Origin of the sequence: Pseudomonas sp. App30 (assembly GCF_047947025.1) — a bacterium.
Lineage (GTDB): Bacteria > Pseudomonadota > Gammaproteobacteria > Pseudomonadales > Pseudomonadaceae > Aquipseudomonas.
Map to the genome: position 1 here is coordinate 1287327 of NZ_CP133165.1, position 17142 is coordinate 1304468.

Below are 17142 nucleotides of genomic sequence, written 5' to 3' on the forward strand. Positions count from 1 at the left end.
CACATTGTCGGCGGCTGGTGAATCATGAATAAAGCCCCATTCAATTCTGAATGATATGAACCAGATGAATATCGTCGACGTCGATCTCAACCTGCTGAAAGTCTTCGAAGCCTTGCACGACGAAGTCAGCGCCAGCCGTGCGGCCCTGCGCCTGGGCGTGACCCAGTCGGCGGTGAGCGCGGCGTTGCGACGCCTGCGCGAGGTATATGGTGACCCGCTGTTCGTGCGCACCGGGCGCGGCCTGGCGCCGACCCTGCGGGCCAACCAGTTGAAGCCGCTGATCAGCGAGGCGCTGAACAAGTGCAGGCAGAGCCTGACCTTGCTCGACCCCAACGCCAGCGACTACCGCGGCCGCGCGGTGAGCCTGGGGCTGTCGGATGATTTCGAGATTGCCTTCGGCCGCGCACTGATCGAGGAAGTGGAGCGCCGGGCGCCGGGGCTGCGCCTGATCTTCCGGCAAACCCACACGCAGATCGTCGCCCAGGCCCTGAGCGAGCGCACCCTGGACCTGGCCATCACCGCCGGCGGCTTCAACGAACGCATGCTCAGCCGCCAGGTGTTGGGTGAAGGCGATTACTTGAGCCTGGTGGACCCGGCCAGCCTGGCAGCTGGGCAGGCCGAGATTGAAGTGGACGAATTCGTCGCCCGTGAGCAGATCCTGATTTCCTCAGGTGGCTTCATCGGCATCATCGACGAAGCCCTGGCGGCCTTGGGCCGCACCCGACAGGTGCAGGCCTCGACCACCCACTTCGCCGCCCTGCCCTACCTGCTCAAGGGCTCACGGGCGATTGCCACGGTGCCGGCGCATGCGGCGTGGCGCATTGCCCAGGTGTGCGGGCTGGCGACCCTGCCCTGCCCGTTGAACCTGCCGCGCTACCCCATCGAAATGGGCTGGCGCACCCACGCGCAGATCGACCCGGCGCTGCTGCGCGTCCGCGAGGCCATCAGTGCCTGCGTGGGCGATGCGTTACTTGTTGGCGGCCATTAGCCGGTTGACCTCGGCACGTACCATGTTGGCGTACTCGGGCGGCGACATGCCATCAAGCTCTGCGCGTACCCATTCGGCCCAGCGGCCCTTGCGCTTGGACTTCTCGCTGATCAGGCGCGCGGCGTCGGCCTTGGCCTTGCCCAGGTTGGACTGCCAGAGGTCGAACAGGCGGGATTTCTCGTCCTCGATCATCGCCCGCTCGGCGAGGCTCATGTTAGCCAGATTGAAACTCATGGGGTAACCCTGCAGCGTGAAAATTGGCCGCTATCTTACACTGTCGGGCAGCCGGACCTGAACACCGCTGCAACTTTCGCCCACTGCTGCAATCCATTGTTCACTGCCATCAATTACCAGGAGCAACGCATATGGCCCGTAAAACTGCCTCGCAAGCCGCCGATCAGATCAAGGATCAAGCCTTCAGTGAACTGCAGGCGCTGATCGAGGAATCCGAAGCCCTGCTCAAGAATGGCGCGGAACTGGTGGGGGAAGAAGCCGAGACCTGGCGTGAACAGGTTGGCTTGAAGCTCAAGCAAGCCCGGGAGTCGGTCAGCGGCGCTCGCGACCGTGCCCAGCCAGTAGTGGAAGCCACCCAGGAATACATCGGTGGCCACCCCTGGCAGACCGTGGCCATTTCCGCCGGCTTCGGCCTGGTGGTGGGCCTGCTGCTGGGCCGCCGTTCGTAACGGGCGCGCAGGACGCCGCCTGGCGGCAGCTGCTACACACTTCCCCCGTAGCAGCGGCCGCAGGCCGCGTCATTCACGCAGCGCCAGGGCCTGCAGGCGCGCCAGCTCCTCCACGCCAATCTGCACACCTTCCTGTCGGGCCTTGGCCCGCGCGCGATAACGCCGCTCCCCGGCCATCCGCGTTACCCCCACTTCCTGCATGCGCTCCACCAGCTCGCGACTGCGCGCGGCGAAGTCATTGCCGGCCGCCTTGCTCGGGTCGATGACAATGATCAGCTGGCCGGTCCAGGGCGTCTGCGCCCCAGGGTGCTGGCTCCAGTCGAAACCAAAGGAGAAGTTGCCACCCGTCAGCGCAGCGGCCAGCAACTCGACCATCATCGACAACGCCGAGCCCTTGTGCCCGCCGAACGGCAACAACGCACCGCCATCGAGAATGGCCTTGGGATCGGTGGTGGGCTGGCCGTGGCGATCGACGCCGGTGCCGGGCGGCACGACCGTGCCCTGGCGCGCGGCGATCTGCACGTCGCCATGGGCCAGGGCGCTGGTGGCCATGTCGAAGACGATCGGATCATGGCCTTCACACGGCGCGGCGAAGGCAATGGGGTTGGTGCCGAACAGGGGCTTCTGGCCGCCATGGGGCACCACGCAGGTCATGCTGTTGACCACGCTCAAGGCCACCAGCCCCTCACGGGCGAAAGGCTCGACATCGGGCCACAGCGCGGCGAAGTGGTGCGAATTGCGAATCGCCAGCACCGCGATGCCGGCTTCACGCGCCTTGGCCAGCAGCAGCGGCCGGGCCGCCTCCAGGGCTGGCTGGGCGAACCCGCGCGCAGCGTCCACACGCACGAATCCCGACGCCACATCTTCGACCACCGGCACCGCTGCACCATCCACCCAGCCGCTCGCCATGGACGACACATAGCCCGGCACGCGGAACACGCCGTGGCTGTGGGCGCCGTCCTGCTGGGCGGTGGCACAGTTGTGCGCGAGCACCTGGGCCACCGAGGCCGAGGCGCCATGGCGCTGGAATATCTGGCTTAGCAACGGCACCAGCTGGTCGAAGGCCAGGGTCGTGGTATGTGGAGTGTCGACAGCAGGCATCACAAGCTCCTAGCAGGGGGGATAGCCGATTAATCACACCGCCCCCGCTCCCGTGTCAATAGCAGAGGCGCCGGAGGGGCGGTGGTACACAACTAACGCCGCCAACAGGCATGGAAAAACTACTTTGGGCGCCCATTTCGCGGCAATTGGAGCCGTCATGCCTACCCCTATCGTTCATGTGCCGTTTTTCCACCCCGACCTGCTGCGCAGCCGGTTTATCAGCAACGTCAGCCAGGCCTTCAGAGACGAACGCCTCAGCCAGGTGGAGCACGACTGGCTGCTGCTGGCCGACAAATCGCCTGATACCTTGCGCGTCGACCAACCGCTGCTGGCCCCCGACCAGCGCCTGGACCCGCAGCTGGCAGGCGCCATGGTGTTCAGCTACCCCGACCCGGCAAACCCCTCCGTTTACCTGTGGACGCTGCTGGACGGCATCCAGCCCTTTACCGACCGCACGGCCCTGGAGACTCGCCTGCGCACATTGCAAGGGGCGCCGCAGGCGCAGTTTGAACTGGAGCAGGTGCAGCAACCCTTGTTCGACAGCATCAGCGCCACCTATGTGTTGCAACGCGCCGACCACCTGGCCGAAGCAGCCCGCTGGTTCGGGCAACTGCCCAGCCTGGACGGCCAGCTGCACAAACGCGCGGAAACAACTCTGTCAGCCCATTTCTCCGACAAGGCCCCCGACGCCGACAACGTCTGGCTACAACGCGTCAGCCAGCACGATGGCACGGTCAGGCAGACCCAGACCCTGGCCGAATACCACCTGCAAGTGTTCGCCGGGCAACCGCTGGCCAGCGACGAGCAGCTCAACTGGCTGCCCCACGACGACCAGCCGCTGAGCGACGAGACTCGCACTGCGCTGCAAGCCACGCTGGACGAGAGCTTCACCGCCCTGCCCGATGCGTATGTCGCGGCGCTGCAGCAGGCCTGGCAACCCCAGCGTGCATCCCTTGCCCAACTCTATGGCGCGGCCTTCTACCAGGCCCTGCTGCAAGCGCGCGCCAACGGTCAATTGCTGGGCGAGCACTGGCCCTGGCTGCGCGCGGCCCTGACCGGGGGCCAGGCCTGCGGGCTGGCCTTGGCAGAACATGGCGAAACCACGCCACTGGTGACCGTGGCGGGTGCACTGCTGATCGCCGACCCTGCCGGGCCCTCGGTGTATGTCTACGATGGCCAGGGCGAACTGCAGCGCCACGCCAGCCATATGTCGTTGATGCTTTACCTGACCACATTGCCTGAAGCGCCTGCCGCCGTGGGCCAAGCCGACCATGAGGCATGGGCAGGGCTGGCACGCCCGCAGCTGCTGACCCCGCCCTTGGGCCCTACCCCGCTGCTGGCGTGCATGGACGCCATCGCCCAGTGCCAGGCGCGCAACCTGCGCAGCTGCCTGCTGCAACGCGGCGCAAGCCCCGGCCGCGCCATGGTGCTGGTCGACCAGGCGCTGGACGTTCGGGGGCTGCTCGACCAGCGCCTGCTGAACCTGGACCCAACGCGACGCTGGCGGCCGGTGCCACTGTTGCAACAAGGCGTGCTGCTGGCGCGGCCCGGCGCGCTGAAACAGACCGCCCAGTGGATGAAGCAACTGCACGAATTCAACAACCGCCACCAAGCCCTGCGCGGTGGTATTGCCGACCTGGAGGAAAGTGCTGCCGATGTACTGGACCCGGCCTTGAGCGTGATCAGCGCACACCTGTCGAGCCAGTCAGTGACCTTCGACCTGAGCGCCCCGGGGGACGAACAACCGCTGTGGGTCAGCCTGGCGGACGTCCTGGTAGAGCGCGTCAGCCGCCCCGAAGGGCGCCCGCGCTGGCTGCCAGCGGCCCAGGAGCAACACGGCGGGGTGCTCCAGGCACTGCCGAAAAGCCTGGTGACAGCGCTGCTGAACCACGCAGGCTCACGCCTGGACAAGACCTTTACCACGGTGCTGGAAGCCGACCGCGGCTTGCGCCTGCAAGGCCTGTGGGCCTGGCCCCAAGCCGAATCCCGGCAGATCCGCGAGGGCCTGCTGCGCCTGGAGCTGGGCATGCAACGGCGTTTTGGCAAGCTTGCGGCCGGCGCCCTCGACCCGTTGCAACAGGTGTTGGACTACCCACTGGAACATCAACGCCCCACTGGCGCAGGCCAGGCCAAGGCCCACGGCGTCAGCGTGCGCTTCAACGACCGGCCCGAGGCGGTGCTGAGCAACGTGTTCGTGGTACACACCGACGGCGATGATTCTGGCCAGGTGCTGCTCTGGTCGGTGCTGGCAGGCGTGGAGGTATTCAGCACCCGCACTTTGCTGCTGCAATCGCTGGGGGACCGCCTGCGTACCCCGCCACTGAACGTCGACTGGCTGTCGTTGTTGCCACCTGACGATGATGAAGCCTTGAGCCGGGCGCTGGGCCGCACACCCGAGGTGCCCCTGAGCCTGTCGACCTGGCCGATCACCGATTCGGTGCCCCGCCGGTTGCAACTCGATGAACGCCGACGTCAACGCCAGGCCGCCCGCAGTGCCTATCAACTCACCTGCACACTGCGTTTCAGCGGTGAGCTGGTTCGCCGCTACGTGCACCTCACCGCGGTCAAGGACGCCCTCACCACCTACCTGCAGGGACTGGATACTGCCCTGGACTACTGGCACCTGAAGACCACCCTGCCAAGTTGGCTCACCGATGCTTCCTCCCAGGAGCTCACCACCTATACCGCGCTGGTTGGCACCTGCGCGCGCCTGCAGGCATTGGGCGAGGACTATCTGTTCGACATCCCCGACCTCAGGACCTTCACCCGTGGGCGCGTGACTGAAAGGCTGCAGCAGGACTTGGGCGACAAGGCGCCGCAACCGGACGATGTGCTCATCACCCTGCGCCACTTTACCCCCGGCCTGGTGGGGGCCGGTGAGATCCCCTCGCAACTGCCTGCCGCTACCCAGGTGCAACGCGAGACCCTGACCACCGCCGCCATCGACCAGTTGACCTTGCTGCCCGGTACGCCTGCCATCCTCGAGATGACCGACGCCAGCCCATTGCCGGCGGGGCTGGACAGCGACTACGTGCGCAAGATGGTGGCCAGCCTCGACGTCGCCAGCCAGTATCGCCAGCTGCTGGCCACCCGCCTGAGCCCCGACGATGCCGACTACGCGACCCGGCAGTTGCGCTATAGCCGCCAGCTGACGGCAGAACTGATCACCGCGGCCTATCAGCAAAAACTGGCAAAGCGCCTGAGCGATACTGCGTACCGCTATGTGGCGGCCGTGCTGACCATGCCCGATGCCCTGGCGCGGCAACCCTTGGCCGGTGTCGATGTGGTGATCCGCCCCCTGCAGTTTCAAGCCGCCAGCTACCTTGACCCGGACACGGCGACAGGCATGCACCTGATCGGTCCCAAGGACATCACCCAGGGGCCGCTGGTGCTCTACACCCCCTACAACGAACAATCGGTGTTCCGTGAGTACGCCAATGCCGACGACCTGCTGGCCAAATTGCGCACCGACACGGCCATGCAGGCTGAAGTCATCGCCCAACTGGACCCGGCCATCAGCAACCGTTACGCACGCCACGGGTTTAACCACCCCCACTTGCCCATGCTGGGTGAATCGCCCCTGGACGTGGAACTGCGGCCCGATGGCACCCGGATACACCCCGCCACCCCGGTCGCCGGCAGTGCGCTGCACTACCTGTTCCAGGACAACCTGGTGGTATTGAAACGGGCCAACAAGACGGCCACGGTGACCACCGAGGAAGCGAACTGGACGACCTTCCGCTACTTGATGACCCTGGGCATCGAGCAGGGCTCCATCCTCCTGCCAGGCTCCCTGGCCAAAGTGCTCAACCTGTGGCAGAGCGAGAGCTGGTTCCAGGCTTCGATCGACGCCGCGTCCCGGCAACGCTGGGGCGAAGCCTTGACCGACTTCGTTGCAGCCCTTGGCCTGCTCGCCGGCTCGGAAAACTCTGCCGAACACATGATGGGCATCGGCCGTCGCCTGTGGCCCGCCGCCCCGCGCCCCGCGGCAGGCCTGCCGGCTATCCCGAACTTCCGCCTGGAGGCAGCGAAAACCGAGCGCATCAGTTTGTTCGAGGCACCTGAGGTGGACCTGCGGCGCATGACCTTCGACACCAGCCGCAACGTCTATGTCTACGCACATGAACTCTACGTAGTGATACAGGGGCGCGTGTGCAAGGTGCGCGAAGAAAACGGCCAATGGTTCCTCACCCGCGACCAGCGCGAGGGGCCACGCATCGAATGGCAGGCGAGCGGCGCTTGGGAACTGGTGATATCGGTGCCACCGTTGAGCAACGGCTACAACATCCTGCGCATCCTCGACCAGCATGGCACTGACCAGCAGATCAACCGTGTATTCATCACCCAGTACAAAGGCATGGCGCGCTTATTTACTGGCGACCCCGCGAAGGCCCAGCAGGTGTGCGCAGCCCACGCCCAAGCCTCCCATTACCTGATCACAGCACTGGAGAACCTCAATGCCCGCCAACCGCAAAAGTCGCTGCCGGCCCGCACCGAATCATTGTTGATGGACACGTTTGGCGTAGCCGCCACCACCCCGAAACTGCTGCACCAGGTGCGCCGTGCCCTGACCAGCGTGCTGTCGGGGCTGCAAGACCGCTCCCTGGAACCGCTCAACTCCCGCCGGCTGATATTCGGCCTGAACCGGCCGGGCTACACCCGCACTCACGGTTTCGTGTTTCGCGGCGATCACCACCGGCGCATCTTCCTGACCGAACAATTCTTTCAGCTGGACTTCAGCATCCTGCTCAACGTCGATCCGCTCAAGCGGATGATCGACCCGTTACTTCACGCCCAGGCCACCACCCTGATTCATGAAGTGTCACACCAGGCCAACCGCACCACCGACATCGCCTACCTGAACTCCGGCTACCCGCCGGTCGATACCCTGTACAACACCAGCGCCGGCCAGCAATTCTACATCCAGCAGCTGAACATGCACCGGCGCGGCCTGTCGCTGCAGACGCCTCATAACCGGCTGTTCAAGGTGGAAGACCGAACGAGCGGCGTGCTGCGTGACTTGGCCGATAAAGACGGCAAGGCCCTGGAGCGGGTGTACAAGCACACCGCAACCACGGAACTCGACGCGGCAAGGGAGGTGTTCATGCTCGACCCGTTGCGCCGCGCCCAGGTGATTCTCGACAACGCCGACTCCGTCACCCTGCTGGCAACGTCGCTGGGGCGTGAGCTCTGGTAACCCGCTTGCGCCAGCCCCCTGGCCACGGCAGCAGGGGGCCTCGATAAACAATAAGTGCGGGTCTATAAGCGAATTGCCATGATTGCGGGTTCCAGCCATTCGAGGCCAGGGGTTAGAATGGCGCATTGCTTCTGGAGCCTGCCATCGAAATGCCCGCCACCCCTGAACACTCTGACGCCATCACCGAGGCCGCCGCCCAGTGGTGCATGCGCCTGCACGCCGAGGATTGCTCGGCCCAGGAGCGCGCGCAGTTCGAACAGTGGCTGGGTGAAGACCCCCTGCATGCCCAGGAATATGCAGCCATGGCAGAGATCTGGACGCTGTCCGACCAGTTGCCACGGCCTGCGCCCGCCCCACGGGTGCACCTTCCCCAACGTCGTCCCGCGCTGCGTAGCTGGGCCGTGGCAGCGGCGATCAGCGCCGTGGCACTGCCCCTGGCTGCCTACACCGGCTGGAGCGCCGGCTGGCTGCCGGATGCGTACCAGCACGAGACCAGCCAGGGCGCCCTGCGCCACGTGGTGCTGGGCGATGGCACGCGGGTCGAGCTGAACCTGGACAGCGAGCTGAGCTACACCAACTTCAAGGACCACCGCCAGGTGCGGCTGAGCCGCGGCGAAGCCTTCTTCGAGGTCACCCACGACGCCCAGCACCCCTTCGTGGTCAAGGCCGCCGAGGGCCGCATCAAGGTCACCGGCACCCGCTTCAACGTGTGGAAATACCAGGACCAGGTGCGCGTGACCCTGGTGGAAGGCTCGGTGCTGGTCAGCAGCATCAACGCCGACCCGGACGGTGGCTTCCGCCTGGGCCCAGGCATGCAGGCGCGCTACAAGGCCGGCGACTACGAGCCGCAGCTGAGCCAGACCTACGCCGGCGACAACAGCCTGGCCTGGCGCGACGGCAAGCTGATCCTCGACAACCTGCCGCTGGCCGACGCCCTGCCGCTGATCAACCGCTACCTGGAAAAGCCCCTGGTGCTGGGCGACGACCACAGCGCACACATCCGCATCGGCGGCATGTACGACACCACGCGCATCCGCAACCTGGTGGCCAGCCTGCCCAAGGTGCTGCCCATCTACCTGACCCAGAACAACGAAGGCAACACGGTGCTCAACAGCATTCCTGCCCAGCCTTGATGTGAATCTTTTCCAACCTGTACACGGGGAAATCACGAATTTTCCACAGTTGGGGGTTCATGATTCAAGCGGTCCATTCGTCCTATACGTAGGAGCGATATTTCACCGGACCAGCTCTGGAACAGGAGTTTTCCCATGCACAACTCGCCAATGCCCACCCCCGCCCTGGCCGCGGCGCGCCCGCAAACCGCGACGCAGCCTTTGCCCGAGCGCTGCAGCAACAGCCAGATCAAGGTACTGCTCAAGGCGTACGGCCTGCGCACCAGCCTGATCCGCCTGAAGGTGATCGACGCCCTGCTGGGTGCCGAGCGCGAGGGCCGCAGCATTGGCGTGCGGGCGGTGCACACGCACCTGCAGGAGCTGGACATCCCGCTGTCGTTCCTGAGCGTGCGCGAGGTGCTCAAGCGCCTGGGCAGCGAAGGCGTGATCGAGATGCACGCCGACAAGACCTACGGCCTCAGCGAGCACGCCCTGGGCATGCTGCGCCCGCACTGACGCAGCCTCCCCGTAGCAGCGGCCGCCAGGCCGCGTCACGGCACAACCGGGCTCAGGGCTTGACCTTGCGGCGCATGATGCCGTTCAACACGACCACTACCACGGCGACGCCAATGGCGATGTACTGGAACAGTTTCTCGCTGATCAGGCCGTCCTTCTGCATCCACGACAGGCCCAGCATGATGGCCAGCACGGCGATGGAAATAAAGACGGAATAGATCAGGCGTTGCTTCTGGGTCATGGGGTACTTCCTGGTTCATTTGTATCGAATGGGTGTCAACAACCACACCAAGCACATACCCGATCGCGGGGATGCGCCGGGGTTTTCAGGGTCTCATAGTACAGTGCCCATCCTGCTTTGTGGACGGGTGCTTCACTCTATGAGGATTTACCCATGTTGCGTCGAATCACTCTGCTGATTCCCCTTCTCATGATCGCATCGCTGAGCGGTTGCTGGATGTTCATGCCACCAGGCGGTGGCGGCGGTGGCCACGGTGGCGGTGGTGGCGGCGGTGGTGGCGGCGGTTTCGGTGGCGGCCATGGTGGCGGCCCCGGCTTCATGCAAGGACGCTGATTCCGGAAGCGAGCCTGCGGGCTCGCTTTTTCCATGCCCGTGGCAGCTTTTTTATCCCTCCCCCATGCTTTCAGCACCCTCACGCTAGCGGCTAAACGCCACAACGCCTGTTTCTGCGCCCCTCCTCCTCGACACGCCGATTCGCACTACACAACAACACCCATTTTCCTACCGCACACATCACCGTTGCCGTCTGTAGCTGCGCGCGATACGCCTTAGAATTTGCCTGGCACAACCCCCTATCTGGAAGGGCATCCAGCTCCTTCGCCATTACAAGGACGTCAGCATGGACATCAATGACCTCAAGCAAGTCGATATCAGCCAACTGCCCCATTCGCTGCAACGCCTGATCGACTGCATTGGCGTGGAGAACGCCTATCACCTCACCTGCCTGTACGGTGGGCGCCCCAAGTACATCCCCAAGCATGCGCAGCGCACGGCGCTGGCCAAGCACTTGCCGCCCGAAGCCCTGGCACGGCTGATTGAACGTTTCGCCGGGCTGGCGCTGGAGATCCCCAAGGCCGATCACTTCAGCCGGCAATTGCGCAACCGGCAGATCCAGGAGGAAAGTTCCAAGGGCAGTTCGCGCAGTGAGCTGGCGGACAAGTACGGCCTGAGCCTACGCCAGATCGGCAATATCCGTCGCCAGGAAGCCGCGGCCCTGGCCGACCCGTCGTAAGCCATGGCAGCGGGTCCCGTAGCCGCCCAAGGCGGCTACGGGTTTGCCGCAGGCAGCGGTCAGAAATCGCGCTTGTAGAAGATATCCAATGAGCTGGCCACGCCGCTGGCCACTTCCACGTACACCTTCTTGCTCAGCTTGTAGCGCAAGGCAATGGTGTTGGCGGGCTCGAACACCCCCACGCCGTAGCGCAACGTGAGCTTCTCCGACAGGTTGCCGCTGGCCACCACGCTGGTGGTGGTGCCGCTGCCCTGGGTGTCGAGTTGGAAGTCCTGGATGCCCAGGTCCTTGGCCAGCGTGTCGGTCACCTTCGAACTGCCCGCCAGCCCCAACCCCAGCGCCGCCTGGGCGAGCATGTTGTTGTCCTCGCCGGTGGTGCTCAACGGGCGCCCCAGCACCAGGTAGGACAGCGCCTGCTCCTGGCTCATGGTGGGTTCGGAGAACACCTCGGTGGTCGGCTGTTCGGCGCTGCCGCTCAGGCGAATGCCGGCGATCACGTCATCGGTCTGGCGAATGGCTTCGATGTCCAGGTACGGCTGGGCGATGGGCCCGGCGAACAGCAGCCGCGCGCGGCGAATGGTCAGGCGCTGGCCATAGGCGCGGTAGCGGCCGTCGTTGAGGTTCAGCTCGCCGCGGGTGTCGAGGTTGTCACCGATGTGCAGGTGGCCGGCCAGGTTGGCGCTCAGGCCGAAGCCGGTGAAGGTCAGCTTGTCCTGCCCCACCTCGACATTGATGTCCATGGCCATGGCCATTGGCGCGGCCGCAGGCGGCGCCTGGTGGCCGATGATCACCGTGTCCTCCGAGACCTTGACCGTGGACGGCGGCAGCTCGCGCACGGTGATCGCCCCCGTGGGGATCAACACCTTGCCGGTAACCGCCAGCTTATCGTCGGCCAGCACGATGTGCAGGTCAGGTGCGGCCTCAAGCTCGGCGTAGGGTTCGACGGTGACCGGCAGCCGCGTGCCCTTGAGGCTGATGTCCGCCGCCAGCGCCTGGCCCCACTGCAGTTGGCCGCCCAGGCTGCCCTGGCCGGCCTTGCCGCTTTTCCAGTCGCCCTGCAGGTGCAGGCTCTCGCCGGCGATCTGTGCCTGCACCTGCAGGTCGGTGAAGCTGACCGGCAGCTGCGCGCCAGCGATCTCGCCGCCGCTGAGCTTGACCGTGCCATTGACCTGCGGGGCCACCAGGGTGCCGGCCAGCTGGCCGCTGCCGTCCAGGCGCCCGGCGAGTTTCTCGACCATGGGCGCAAACGGCCGGGCGATGCCGATGTCCAGGCCCTGCAGGCGGAAATCGCCGCTCAGTGGCTTGTTGCGGGCCAGCGGGTCGATGCGGGCGTTCACCTGCAGTTGCCCCAGGCGCTCGCCCTGGAACTGCAACTGGGTGTCGATGCGCCGCGGGCCCAGGGTGCTGCTCAGGCGCAGGACCTGGTAGGGGAAATCCAGCCATTGGTCCTTGTCCTTGAGGCGCAAGGTGCCACCGCTGGCGTCCACCAGCACTTGGCCCTTGGGCCCGCTGGCGGGCAGGTCCAGTTGCAGGTCGGCGTTGAGCAGGCCCTGCCAGGCGAAGTCCTTGGGCAGCCATTGGGCCAGGCTTTGCAGCGGGAACTGCTTGAGGTGGTAACGCAGCTTGGGCTCGGGCATCAGCCGCTGGTCTTCACCACACAGGCTGGCACCGCCCGACTGGAAGCAATGGGCGCCCAGGTTGAGGGTGCCGTTGGCCAGCCGCTCCAGCTTGGCGGGGCCGGCCAGGCGCCAGTCCTGGCCGCCAGCCTGGATGTCGGCGCTGGCCAGGCGGCCGCGCCAGTTGCCCTTGTCCAGGGTGCCGTCCAGGGCGGTGGCGAGCACCAGTTGCGGGCCCTTGAGGTCCAGTTGCAACTGCTGCTTGCGCAGGTCGCCGGCGGCCTTGGCGGTCAGCGTGCCCAGGGCGGTTTCGCCGGCGCGGATGCCGGAGGCCGTCAGGGCCAACGTGCCCTGCTGGGCCTTGCTGAGCGTGGCCGCCAGGTCGATGGCCTGCAGGCGGTTGTCGCCCAGGCCCAGGCCCTGCCCCTTGAGGGCCAACTCGCCCTGGGGCGCCTGCAAGGTGCCGGCGGCATCGATGCGGCCCTTCAACTGGCCCTGCAACTGCGGCCACAGCTGGCCCAGGCGTGGCAGGTCGAGGTCGATGCGCCCGGCCAGGCGCTGGTCCAGGCTGCCGCTGCCGTTGATGTGGTTGTCGCCCAGGCGGATGTCGAGGTTGGCCAGGGTCCAGCGCTGGTCGGCGCCCTGGGCCTTGGCCTGGAGCACCGCCGGCTGGCCGCGCAGGCGGCCCTTGAGGTCGAGGTCGGCGTCCAGTTGCAGCTTGCCGCCGGCCAGCTCGCCCTTGCTGCGCAGAGGGCCCGCCAGGTTGCCGGGCAGCTCCGCGACCCAGAACGCAGGGTCCAGGTTGCTCAGGTCCAGGGCGGCGTCCCAGCGCACGGCATCGGCGAAATACAGCTTCAGGCTGCCGCTGGCGGTGCCCTTGCCGGCCGCAAGGTTGAGCTGGGGCAGAAACACCGCGCCCAGGTCGCCGCTGAACGGGCTGGCCAGGCTGAAGGCGCCGGCGGGGCCGTTGAAGTCGCCGCTGAAATTGCCCATGTACTTGCCGTTGCGGTACGCCACTTCAGTGCTGAAGCGGTGCACGCTGACCTGGGGCTCGGCGACGTCGGGGTACAGGTGGTGCCACGGGAAGTCCAGCCAGTCCAGGCGCGCGTCGGCGCTCAGGCCGCCCTGCCAGCTCAGCTGGCCGTCGAGCTTGACCCGCTGGTTGTCGTTGGCGCCCAGTTGCAGGCCCTGGACCTTGGCGCCCTTGGCATCGGCGACGCCGGTCAGGGCCAGGTTCATGGCCTCGCCTTCGGCGGGCAACTGCGCCTTGCCGACGATCTGGTAGCCCGACTTGAGGTCACCCTTGGCGCTCAAGTCCAGCTGGTTGAGCTGCAGCGTGTCAGGCAGGCTCGGCGCCGCCTTGAATGCCGCGGAGACGATATGCAGCTGGGCCGGCAGGTTGTCGGCCAGCGGCTGCAGCTCGCCGCTGACAGTGGCCGGCAGGTAGCCGCTGCTCTGGCCGTGCAGCTGCAGGCTGTCGAGCAGGTTGCCGTCGATGTCCAGCGCCAGCTGCCACGGCTGCTCGCCCACCTTGGGCAGTTGCAGCTGGGCGGTGGCCTTGAGCGGCCAGCGCCCGCCCGGGGCGATGGTGCCGCTCAGGTCCAGGGCCAGGTCATCGCGCTGGGCGTGCAGCGAATCGATGCGCAGGCCATCGGCGGTCCATTGGGCGGCCAGCTTGAGCTTCTGCACCTGCTCGCTGCCGTCGATGGACAGGCTGCCCAGATAGATCTCGCCGACTTGCAGCTTGATCGGCAGCTTCAGGTCCGGCAGTTGCAGCGGCCCGCTGTTTTCGGACGGCGCGCTGGGCGGCAGGGTCAGGCTGATCTGTTCAACTTCCAGGCGTTCGATGCACAGGGTCAGGTGCAACAGGCACGAGGGCGACCACTCCAGCAACGGCGTCTTGAGCAGCAGGCGCGTGCCGCCCTGCTCCCAGCGCACCTCGTCGGCGCTCCAGTGGCCACCCAGGTGGCCGCGGAAGTTGTCCACCGCCAGGCCCGGCACCTGGGCCAGGGCCCAGCGGCTGCCGCCAGTGGTTTCCAGCACCAGCACGGCGCCCGCCACCACCAGCCCCGCCACGACGGCCACGCCGCCACCGGCCCACAGCAGGCCGCGTTTCAACACCCGGTTCAAAGCTCAGGCCCTATGGAAAAGTGAATGCGGAAGCCGCCCGGGTCTTCCAGGGCGTGCGCCAGGTCGACGCGAATCGGGCCCACCGGGGACACCCAGCGGATGCCCACGCCGACGCCGGTCTTGAGGCTGGGCAGCTCCAGGTTGTTGAACGAGTTGCCCTGGTCGACGAAGGTTGCGATGCGCCATTTCTCGGCGATGGAGTACTGGTATTCGACGCTGCCGGCCACCAGGTAGCGGCCGCCGATCTTGTCGCCATCGGAGTTTTCCGGCGACAGTGTCTGGTAATCGTAGCCGCGCACGCTCTGGTCGCCACCGGCGAAGAAGCGCAGCGACGGCGGGATGGCCTTGTAGCCGTTGGTGAGGCTGCCGCCGAACTGCACGCGACCCAGCAGGCGATGGTTCTCGCCCAGGGTGGTGAGGCCCTTGAGCAGCACGTTGCCGTGCACCAGGTTGGCGTCCGAGCCCAGGCCTTCCTTGGCCACCTGGGTGTCGAACTGCAGGCGGTAGCCGTTGTGCGGGTCGACCTTGTTGTCGCTTTTAAGGTACGAGTAGCTGATGCCCGGCATCAGCAGCGTGCTCAGGCCGCTGTCGTTGCCCAGGCGGTATTCCTCGCGCTGCCACTTGAGCGAGATCACCCGCTGCCAGCCGCTGGGCAGTTTGCTGTGCCACTCGGGGCCCACGGTCAGCAGCTTGCTGAGGCTGTCGGTGTCGGCGATTTCCTCGTACTGGTAACCGGCGGCCCAACGCAGCTTGTCGGTGAGCGGTGGGTCCAGCGGGCGGTCGTACCACAGGCCGATGTTCTGCCGCGGTGCGGACACCTCGGCCTCGGTGCCGTAGCTGTCGCCGTGGGAGTTGACCCAGTGGCGCGTCCAGTTGGCCTTCACCCGCGGGCCCACGTCGGTGGAATAGCCGGGGCCGATGCCGATGGTGCGCGGCTTGCGGGTCTTGAGTTGCACGTCCACCGGTATCACCTGCCCTTCGGCAGAGGTGGGCGCGGCGTCCACGCGCATGCTTTCGAAATAGCCGCTCGATTGCAGGGCCTGGTTGAGCTCGGCCACCAGCTGCGAGTCATAGGGGGTGCCGGGCTTGAACGGCACCATGCGTTGCAGCAGGTCGTCGTCGAACGGCGTGTCGCCTTCGAAATGCACGGCGCCGAGGGTGAAGCGCGGGCCACTGTCGTACACCAGCTCGATGTCGGCCACGCCGGCGACCGGGTCCACGGCCAGCCGCTGCTGGGTGAAATGGCCCTGGAAATAGCCGTAGCGCGAGGCCTGGTTGAGGATCAGCTGCTTGGCGTCCTGGTAATGGCCGTGGTTGAGCACGGCGCCAGGGCGCAGGTCGGCGCTGTTGGGCAGGCGGAAGCCCTTGAACTGGCTGGCCGGCCCTTCGAGGCGAATGGTGACGTTGCGCAGGTGAATGGGCTCGCCCGGCTCGATGCTCAGCACCAGTTGCGGGTTCGCGCCGTCCTTCACCCGGCTGGCAATGTGCGCCTGGTAGTAGCCCAGGGCCTGGGCGGCCTTGGCGGCCTGCTCTTCGGCGCCGTGGCTGAAACGCTCGAGGGCTTCGGCGTCACGGTCGCCGAGGCTGCCGATGTAGCCTTCGACATTGGCCTTGAGCTCGGAATTGGCTGGTTTTACCTGTACCACCAGTTCGCTTTGCGCGTGCGCGGCAAAACTCGTGAACAGCAACACCAGACCGCGGGTAAATCGTCCTGAAAACTTCATGGCGCGGATGCTATCACGGTAAAGCGGCGTTTTAAGAGCGGATCGGCCCTCGCAAGATTCTGATTCTAGACACGAATGTGTTCCAAATGTTGCGGGCTTGCATGAAAAAACACATGTTCACGGACCGGTCCCACGGCAATCTCGCCAATTTCCTCGTAGCCCTGGCGCTGGTAGAACGCCAGGTAACGGGGGTTGCCGGTGTCCAGCACGACCCCGTCGGAATGCTCGTCGTCGGCGCACCAATTGTGCACGGCGGTGAGCAACTGCTCGCCAAAGTGATGCCCCTGGTACTGCGGGTGCACCGCCAGCAGGGGCAGCACATGCACCGCTTCGCTGGGCAGGCAGGCCAGCACCGACTGGTAATATTCCAGGTAGCGGCGCGTGCAACCCAGGCCGGTGCTGAGCAGCATACGCAGGCGCCAGGCCCAGCTTTCGGTGATGCCCAGGCGGCGCTGGGGCGGTGCGATCAGGGCCACGCCCACCAGGCGGTCTTCATGCAGCAGGCCGATGCCGGGCAGGTCCTGGAAGAAATGCTGCTTGACCAGTTCGCGCACCGTGGCCCGCACCCGCTGCTCGTAGCCGGTGCGGTCGGCCTCGAACACGTAGGCGAAAGTCGGTTCGTGGCGATAGGCGTGGTACAGCAGCGAACGCACCTCGCTGGCGTAGCCGCCGTCCAGCATGACTACCTGGGCTGTCTCGGTGGCAGACTGGGACATGGTCAAGCTCCTGTGCACACGGCGCCGCTTGAGTGCGGCGCGTTCTTGTATTGGGATACGGCAGGGTCGCGAGGTTCCATCCAACTGGACCTTAGCAGTGCCGGCC

13 protein-coding genes are annotated in these 17142 nt (G+C 66.0%); 7 read left to right on the forward strand and 6 right to left on the reverse strand.

All coding sequences use genetic code 11. The annotated features are described in order from the left end of the window. Positions 1 to 55: 55 nt before the first annotated feature. Positions 56 to 988: a LysR substrate-binding domain-containing protein gene (locus RAM80_RS05695; protein WP_416425253.1), complete on the forward strand. Its 933-nt coding sequence runs from the start codon at positions 56 to 58 to the stop codon at positions 986 to 988. Here the strand turns inward: RAM80_RS05695 and RAM80_RS05700 are convergent. Next, a complete protein-coding gene (locus RAM80_RS05700) occupies positions 968 to 1222 on the reverse strand; it encodes a hypothetical protein (protein WP_416425254.1) in 255 nt (84 codons plus the stop codon). The genes RAM80_RS05695 and RAM80_RS05700 overlap by 21 nt on opposite strands. A gap of 131 nt (positions 1223 to 1353) precedes the next feature. Between RAM80_RS05700 and RAM80_RS05705 the strand changes: the two genes are divergently transcribed. Beyond that, positions 1354 to 1671 carry a DUF883 family protein gene (locus RAM80_RS05705; protein ID WP_416425255.1) on the forward strand — a complete coding sequence of 106 codons (318 nt, stop codon included), beginning with the start codon at positions 1354 to 1356 and terminating at the stop codon, positions 1669 to 1671. Between the two features lie 69 nt (positions 1672 to 1740). Here the strand turns inward: RAM80_RS05705 and RAM80_RS05710 are convergent, their stop codons facing one another. Then, the gene (locus RAM80_RS05710; RefSeq protein ID WP_416425256.1) at positions 1741 to 2772 is read right to left on the reverse strand and encodes an Ldh family oxidoreductase; all 1032 of its coding nucleotides are present in this window, start codon (positions 2770 to 2772) and stop codon (positions 1741 to 1743) included. 157 nt (positions 2773 to 2929) lie between these two features. Between RAM80_RS05710 and RAM80_RS05715 the strand changes: the two genes are divergently transcribed. The 3 genes from RAM80_RS05715 (at position 2930) to RAM80_RS05725 (ending at position 9597) form a co-directional block, all read left to right on the forward strand. After that, the gene (locus RAM80_RS05715; protein ID WP_416425257.1) at positions 2930 to 7969 is read left to right on the forward strand and encodes a dermonecrotic toxin domain-containing protein; all 5040 of its coding nucleotides are present in this window, start codon (positions 2930 to 2932) and stop codon (positions 7967 to 7969) included. 149 nt (positions 7970 to 8118) lie between these two features. Then, complete coding sequence (locus tag RAM80_RS05720; RefSeq protein WP_416425258.1) at positions 8119 to 9102, forward strand: FecR family protein; 984 nt, start codon at positions 8119 to 8121, stop codon at positions 9100 to 9102. A 135-nt stretch (positions 9103 to 9237) separates the two neighbouring features. Continuing rightward, positions 9238 to 9597 carry a fe2+ zn2+ uptake regulation protein gene (locus RAM80_RS05725; RefSeq protein WP_416425259.1) on the forward strand — a complete coding sequence of 120 codons (360 nt, stop codon included), beginning with the start codon at positions 9238 to 9240 and terminating at the stop codon, positions 9595 to 9597. Between the two features lie 52 nt (positions 9598 to 9649). On the opposite strand, the gene RAM80_RS05730 is transcribed toward RAM80_RS05725, so the two are convergent. Beyond that, positions 9650 to 9838 carry a hypothetical protein gene (locus RAM80_RS05730; protein ID WP_416425260.1) on the reverse strand — a complete coding sequence of 63 codons (189 nt, stop codon included), beginning with the start codon at positions 9836 to 9838 and terminating at the stop codon, positions 9650 to 9652. A 153-nt stretch (positions 9839 to 9991) separates the two neighbouring features. Between RAM80_RS05730 and RAM80_RS05735 the strand changes: the two genes are divergently transcribed. Together RAM80_RS05735 and RAM80_RS05740 are read left to right on the forward strand one after the other, a co-directional pair. After that, positions 9992 to 10171 (forward strand): hypothetical protein, encoded by a 180-nt coding sequence (locus RAM80_RS05735; RefSeq protein WP_416425261.1) that lies wholly within the window; start codon positions 9992 to 9994, stop codon positions 10169 to 10171. 286 nt (positions 10172 to 10457) lie between these two features. Next, a complete protein-coding gene (locus RAM80_RS05740; RefSeq protein ID WP_416425262.1) occupies positions 10458 to 10850 on the forward strand; it encodes a Mor transcription activator family protein in 393 nt (130 codons plus the stop codon). A 59-nt stretch (positions 10851 to 10909) separates the two neighbouring features. On the opposite strand, the gene RAM80_RS05745 is transcribed toward RAM80_RS05740, so the two are convergent. The 3 genes from RAM80_RS05745 to RAM80_RS05755 all read right to left on the reverse strand — a co-directional run bounded on the left by RAM80_RS05745 (position 10910) and on the right by RAM80_RS05755 (position 17036). Continuing rightward, positions 10910 to 14584 carry a translocation/assembly module TamB domain-containing protein gene (locus RAM80_RS05745; RefSeq protein WP_416425263.1) on the reverse strand — a complete coding sequence of 1225 codons (3675 nt, stop codon included), beginning with the start codon at positions 14582 to 14584 and terminating at the stop codon, positions 10910 to 10912. 8 nt (positions 14585 to 14592) lie between these two features. After that, positions 14593 to 16320, reverse strand: a complete 1728-nt coding sequence (locus RAM80_RS05750; protein ID WP_416425264.1) for an autotransporter assembly complex protein TamA — start codon at positions 16318 to 16320, stop codon at positions 14593 to 14595. A gap of 65 nt (positions 16321 to 16385) precedes the next feature. After that, complete coding sequence (locus tag RAM80_RS05755; protein ID WP_416425265.1) at positions 16386 to 17036, reverse strand: GNAT family N-acetyltransferase; 651 nt, start codon at positions 17034 to 17036, stop codon at positions 16386 to 16388. Between the last annotated feature and the right edge of the window lie 106 nt (positions 17037 to 17142).

Coding starts and splice junctions, on each gene's coding strand:
- RAM80_RS05750 (WP_416425264.1), bottom strand. CDS start 16,320: ATGAAGTTTTCAGGACGATTTACCCGCGGTCTGGTGTTGCTGTTCACG.
- RAM80_RS05705 (WP_416425255.1), top strand. CDS start 1,354: ATGGCCCGTAAAACTGCCTCGCAAGCCGCCGATCAGATCAAGGATCAA.
- RAM80_RS05725 (WP_416425259.1), top strand. CDS start 9,238: ATGCACAACTCGCCAATGCCCACCCCCGCCCTGGCCGCGGCGCGCCCG.
- RAM80_RS05735 (WP_416425261.1), top strand. CDS start 9,992: ATGTTGCGTCGAATCACTCTGCTGATTCCCCTTCTCATGATCGCATCG.
- RAM80_RS05720 (WP_416425258.1), top strand. CDS start 8,119: ATGCCCGCCACCCCTGAACACTCTGACGCCATCACCGAGGCCGCCGCC.
- RAM80_RS05730 (WP_416425260.1), bottom strand. CDS start 9,838: ATGACCCAGAAGCAACGCCTGATCTATTCCGTCTTTATTTCCATCGCC.
- RAM80_RS05710 (WP_416425256.1), bottom strand. CDS start 2,772: ATGCCTGCTGTCGACACTCCACATACCACGACCCTGGCCTTCGACCAG.
- RAM80_RS05700 (WP_416425254.1), bottom strand. CDS start 1,222: ATGAGTTTCAATCTGGCTAACATGAGCCTCGCCGAGCGGGCGATGATC.
- RAM80_RS05695 (WP_416425253.1), top strand. CDS start 56: ATGAACCAGATGAATATCGTCGACGTCGATCTCAACCTGCTGAAAGTC.
- RAM80_RS05755 (WP_416425265.1), bottom strand. CDS start 17,036: ATGTCCCAGTCTGCCACCGAGACAGCCCAGGTAGTCATGCTGGACGGC.
- RAM80_RS05715 (WP_416425257.1), top strand. CDS start 2,930: ATGCCTACCCCTATCGTTCATGTGCCGTTTTTCCACCCCGACCTGCTG.
- RAM80_RS05740 (WP_416425262.1), top strand. CDS start 10,458: ATGGACATCAATGACCTCAAGCAAGTCGATATCAGCCAACTGCCCCAT.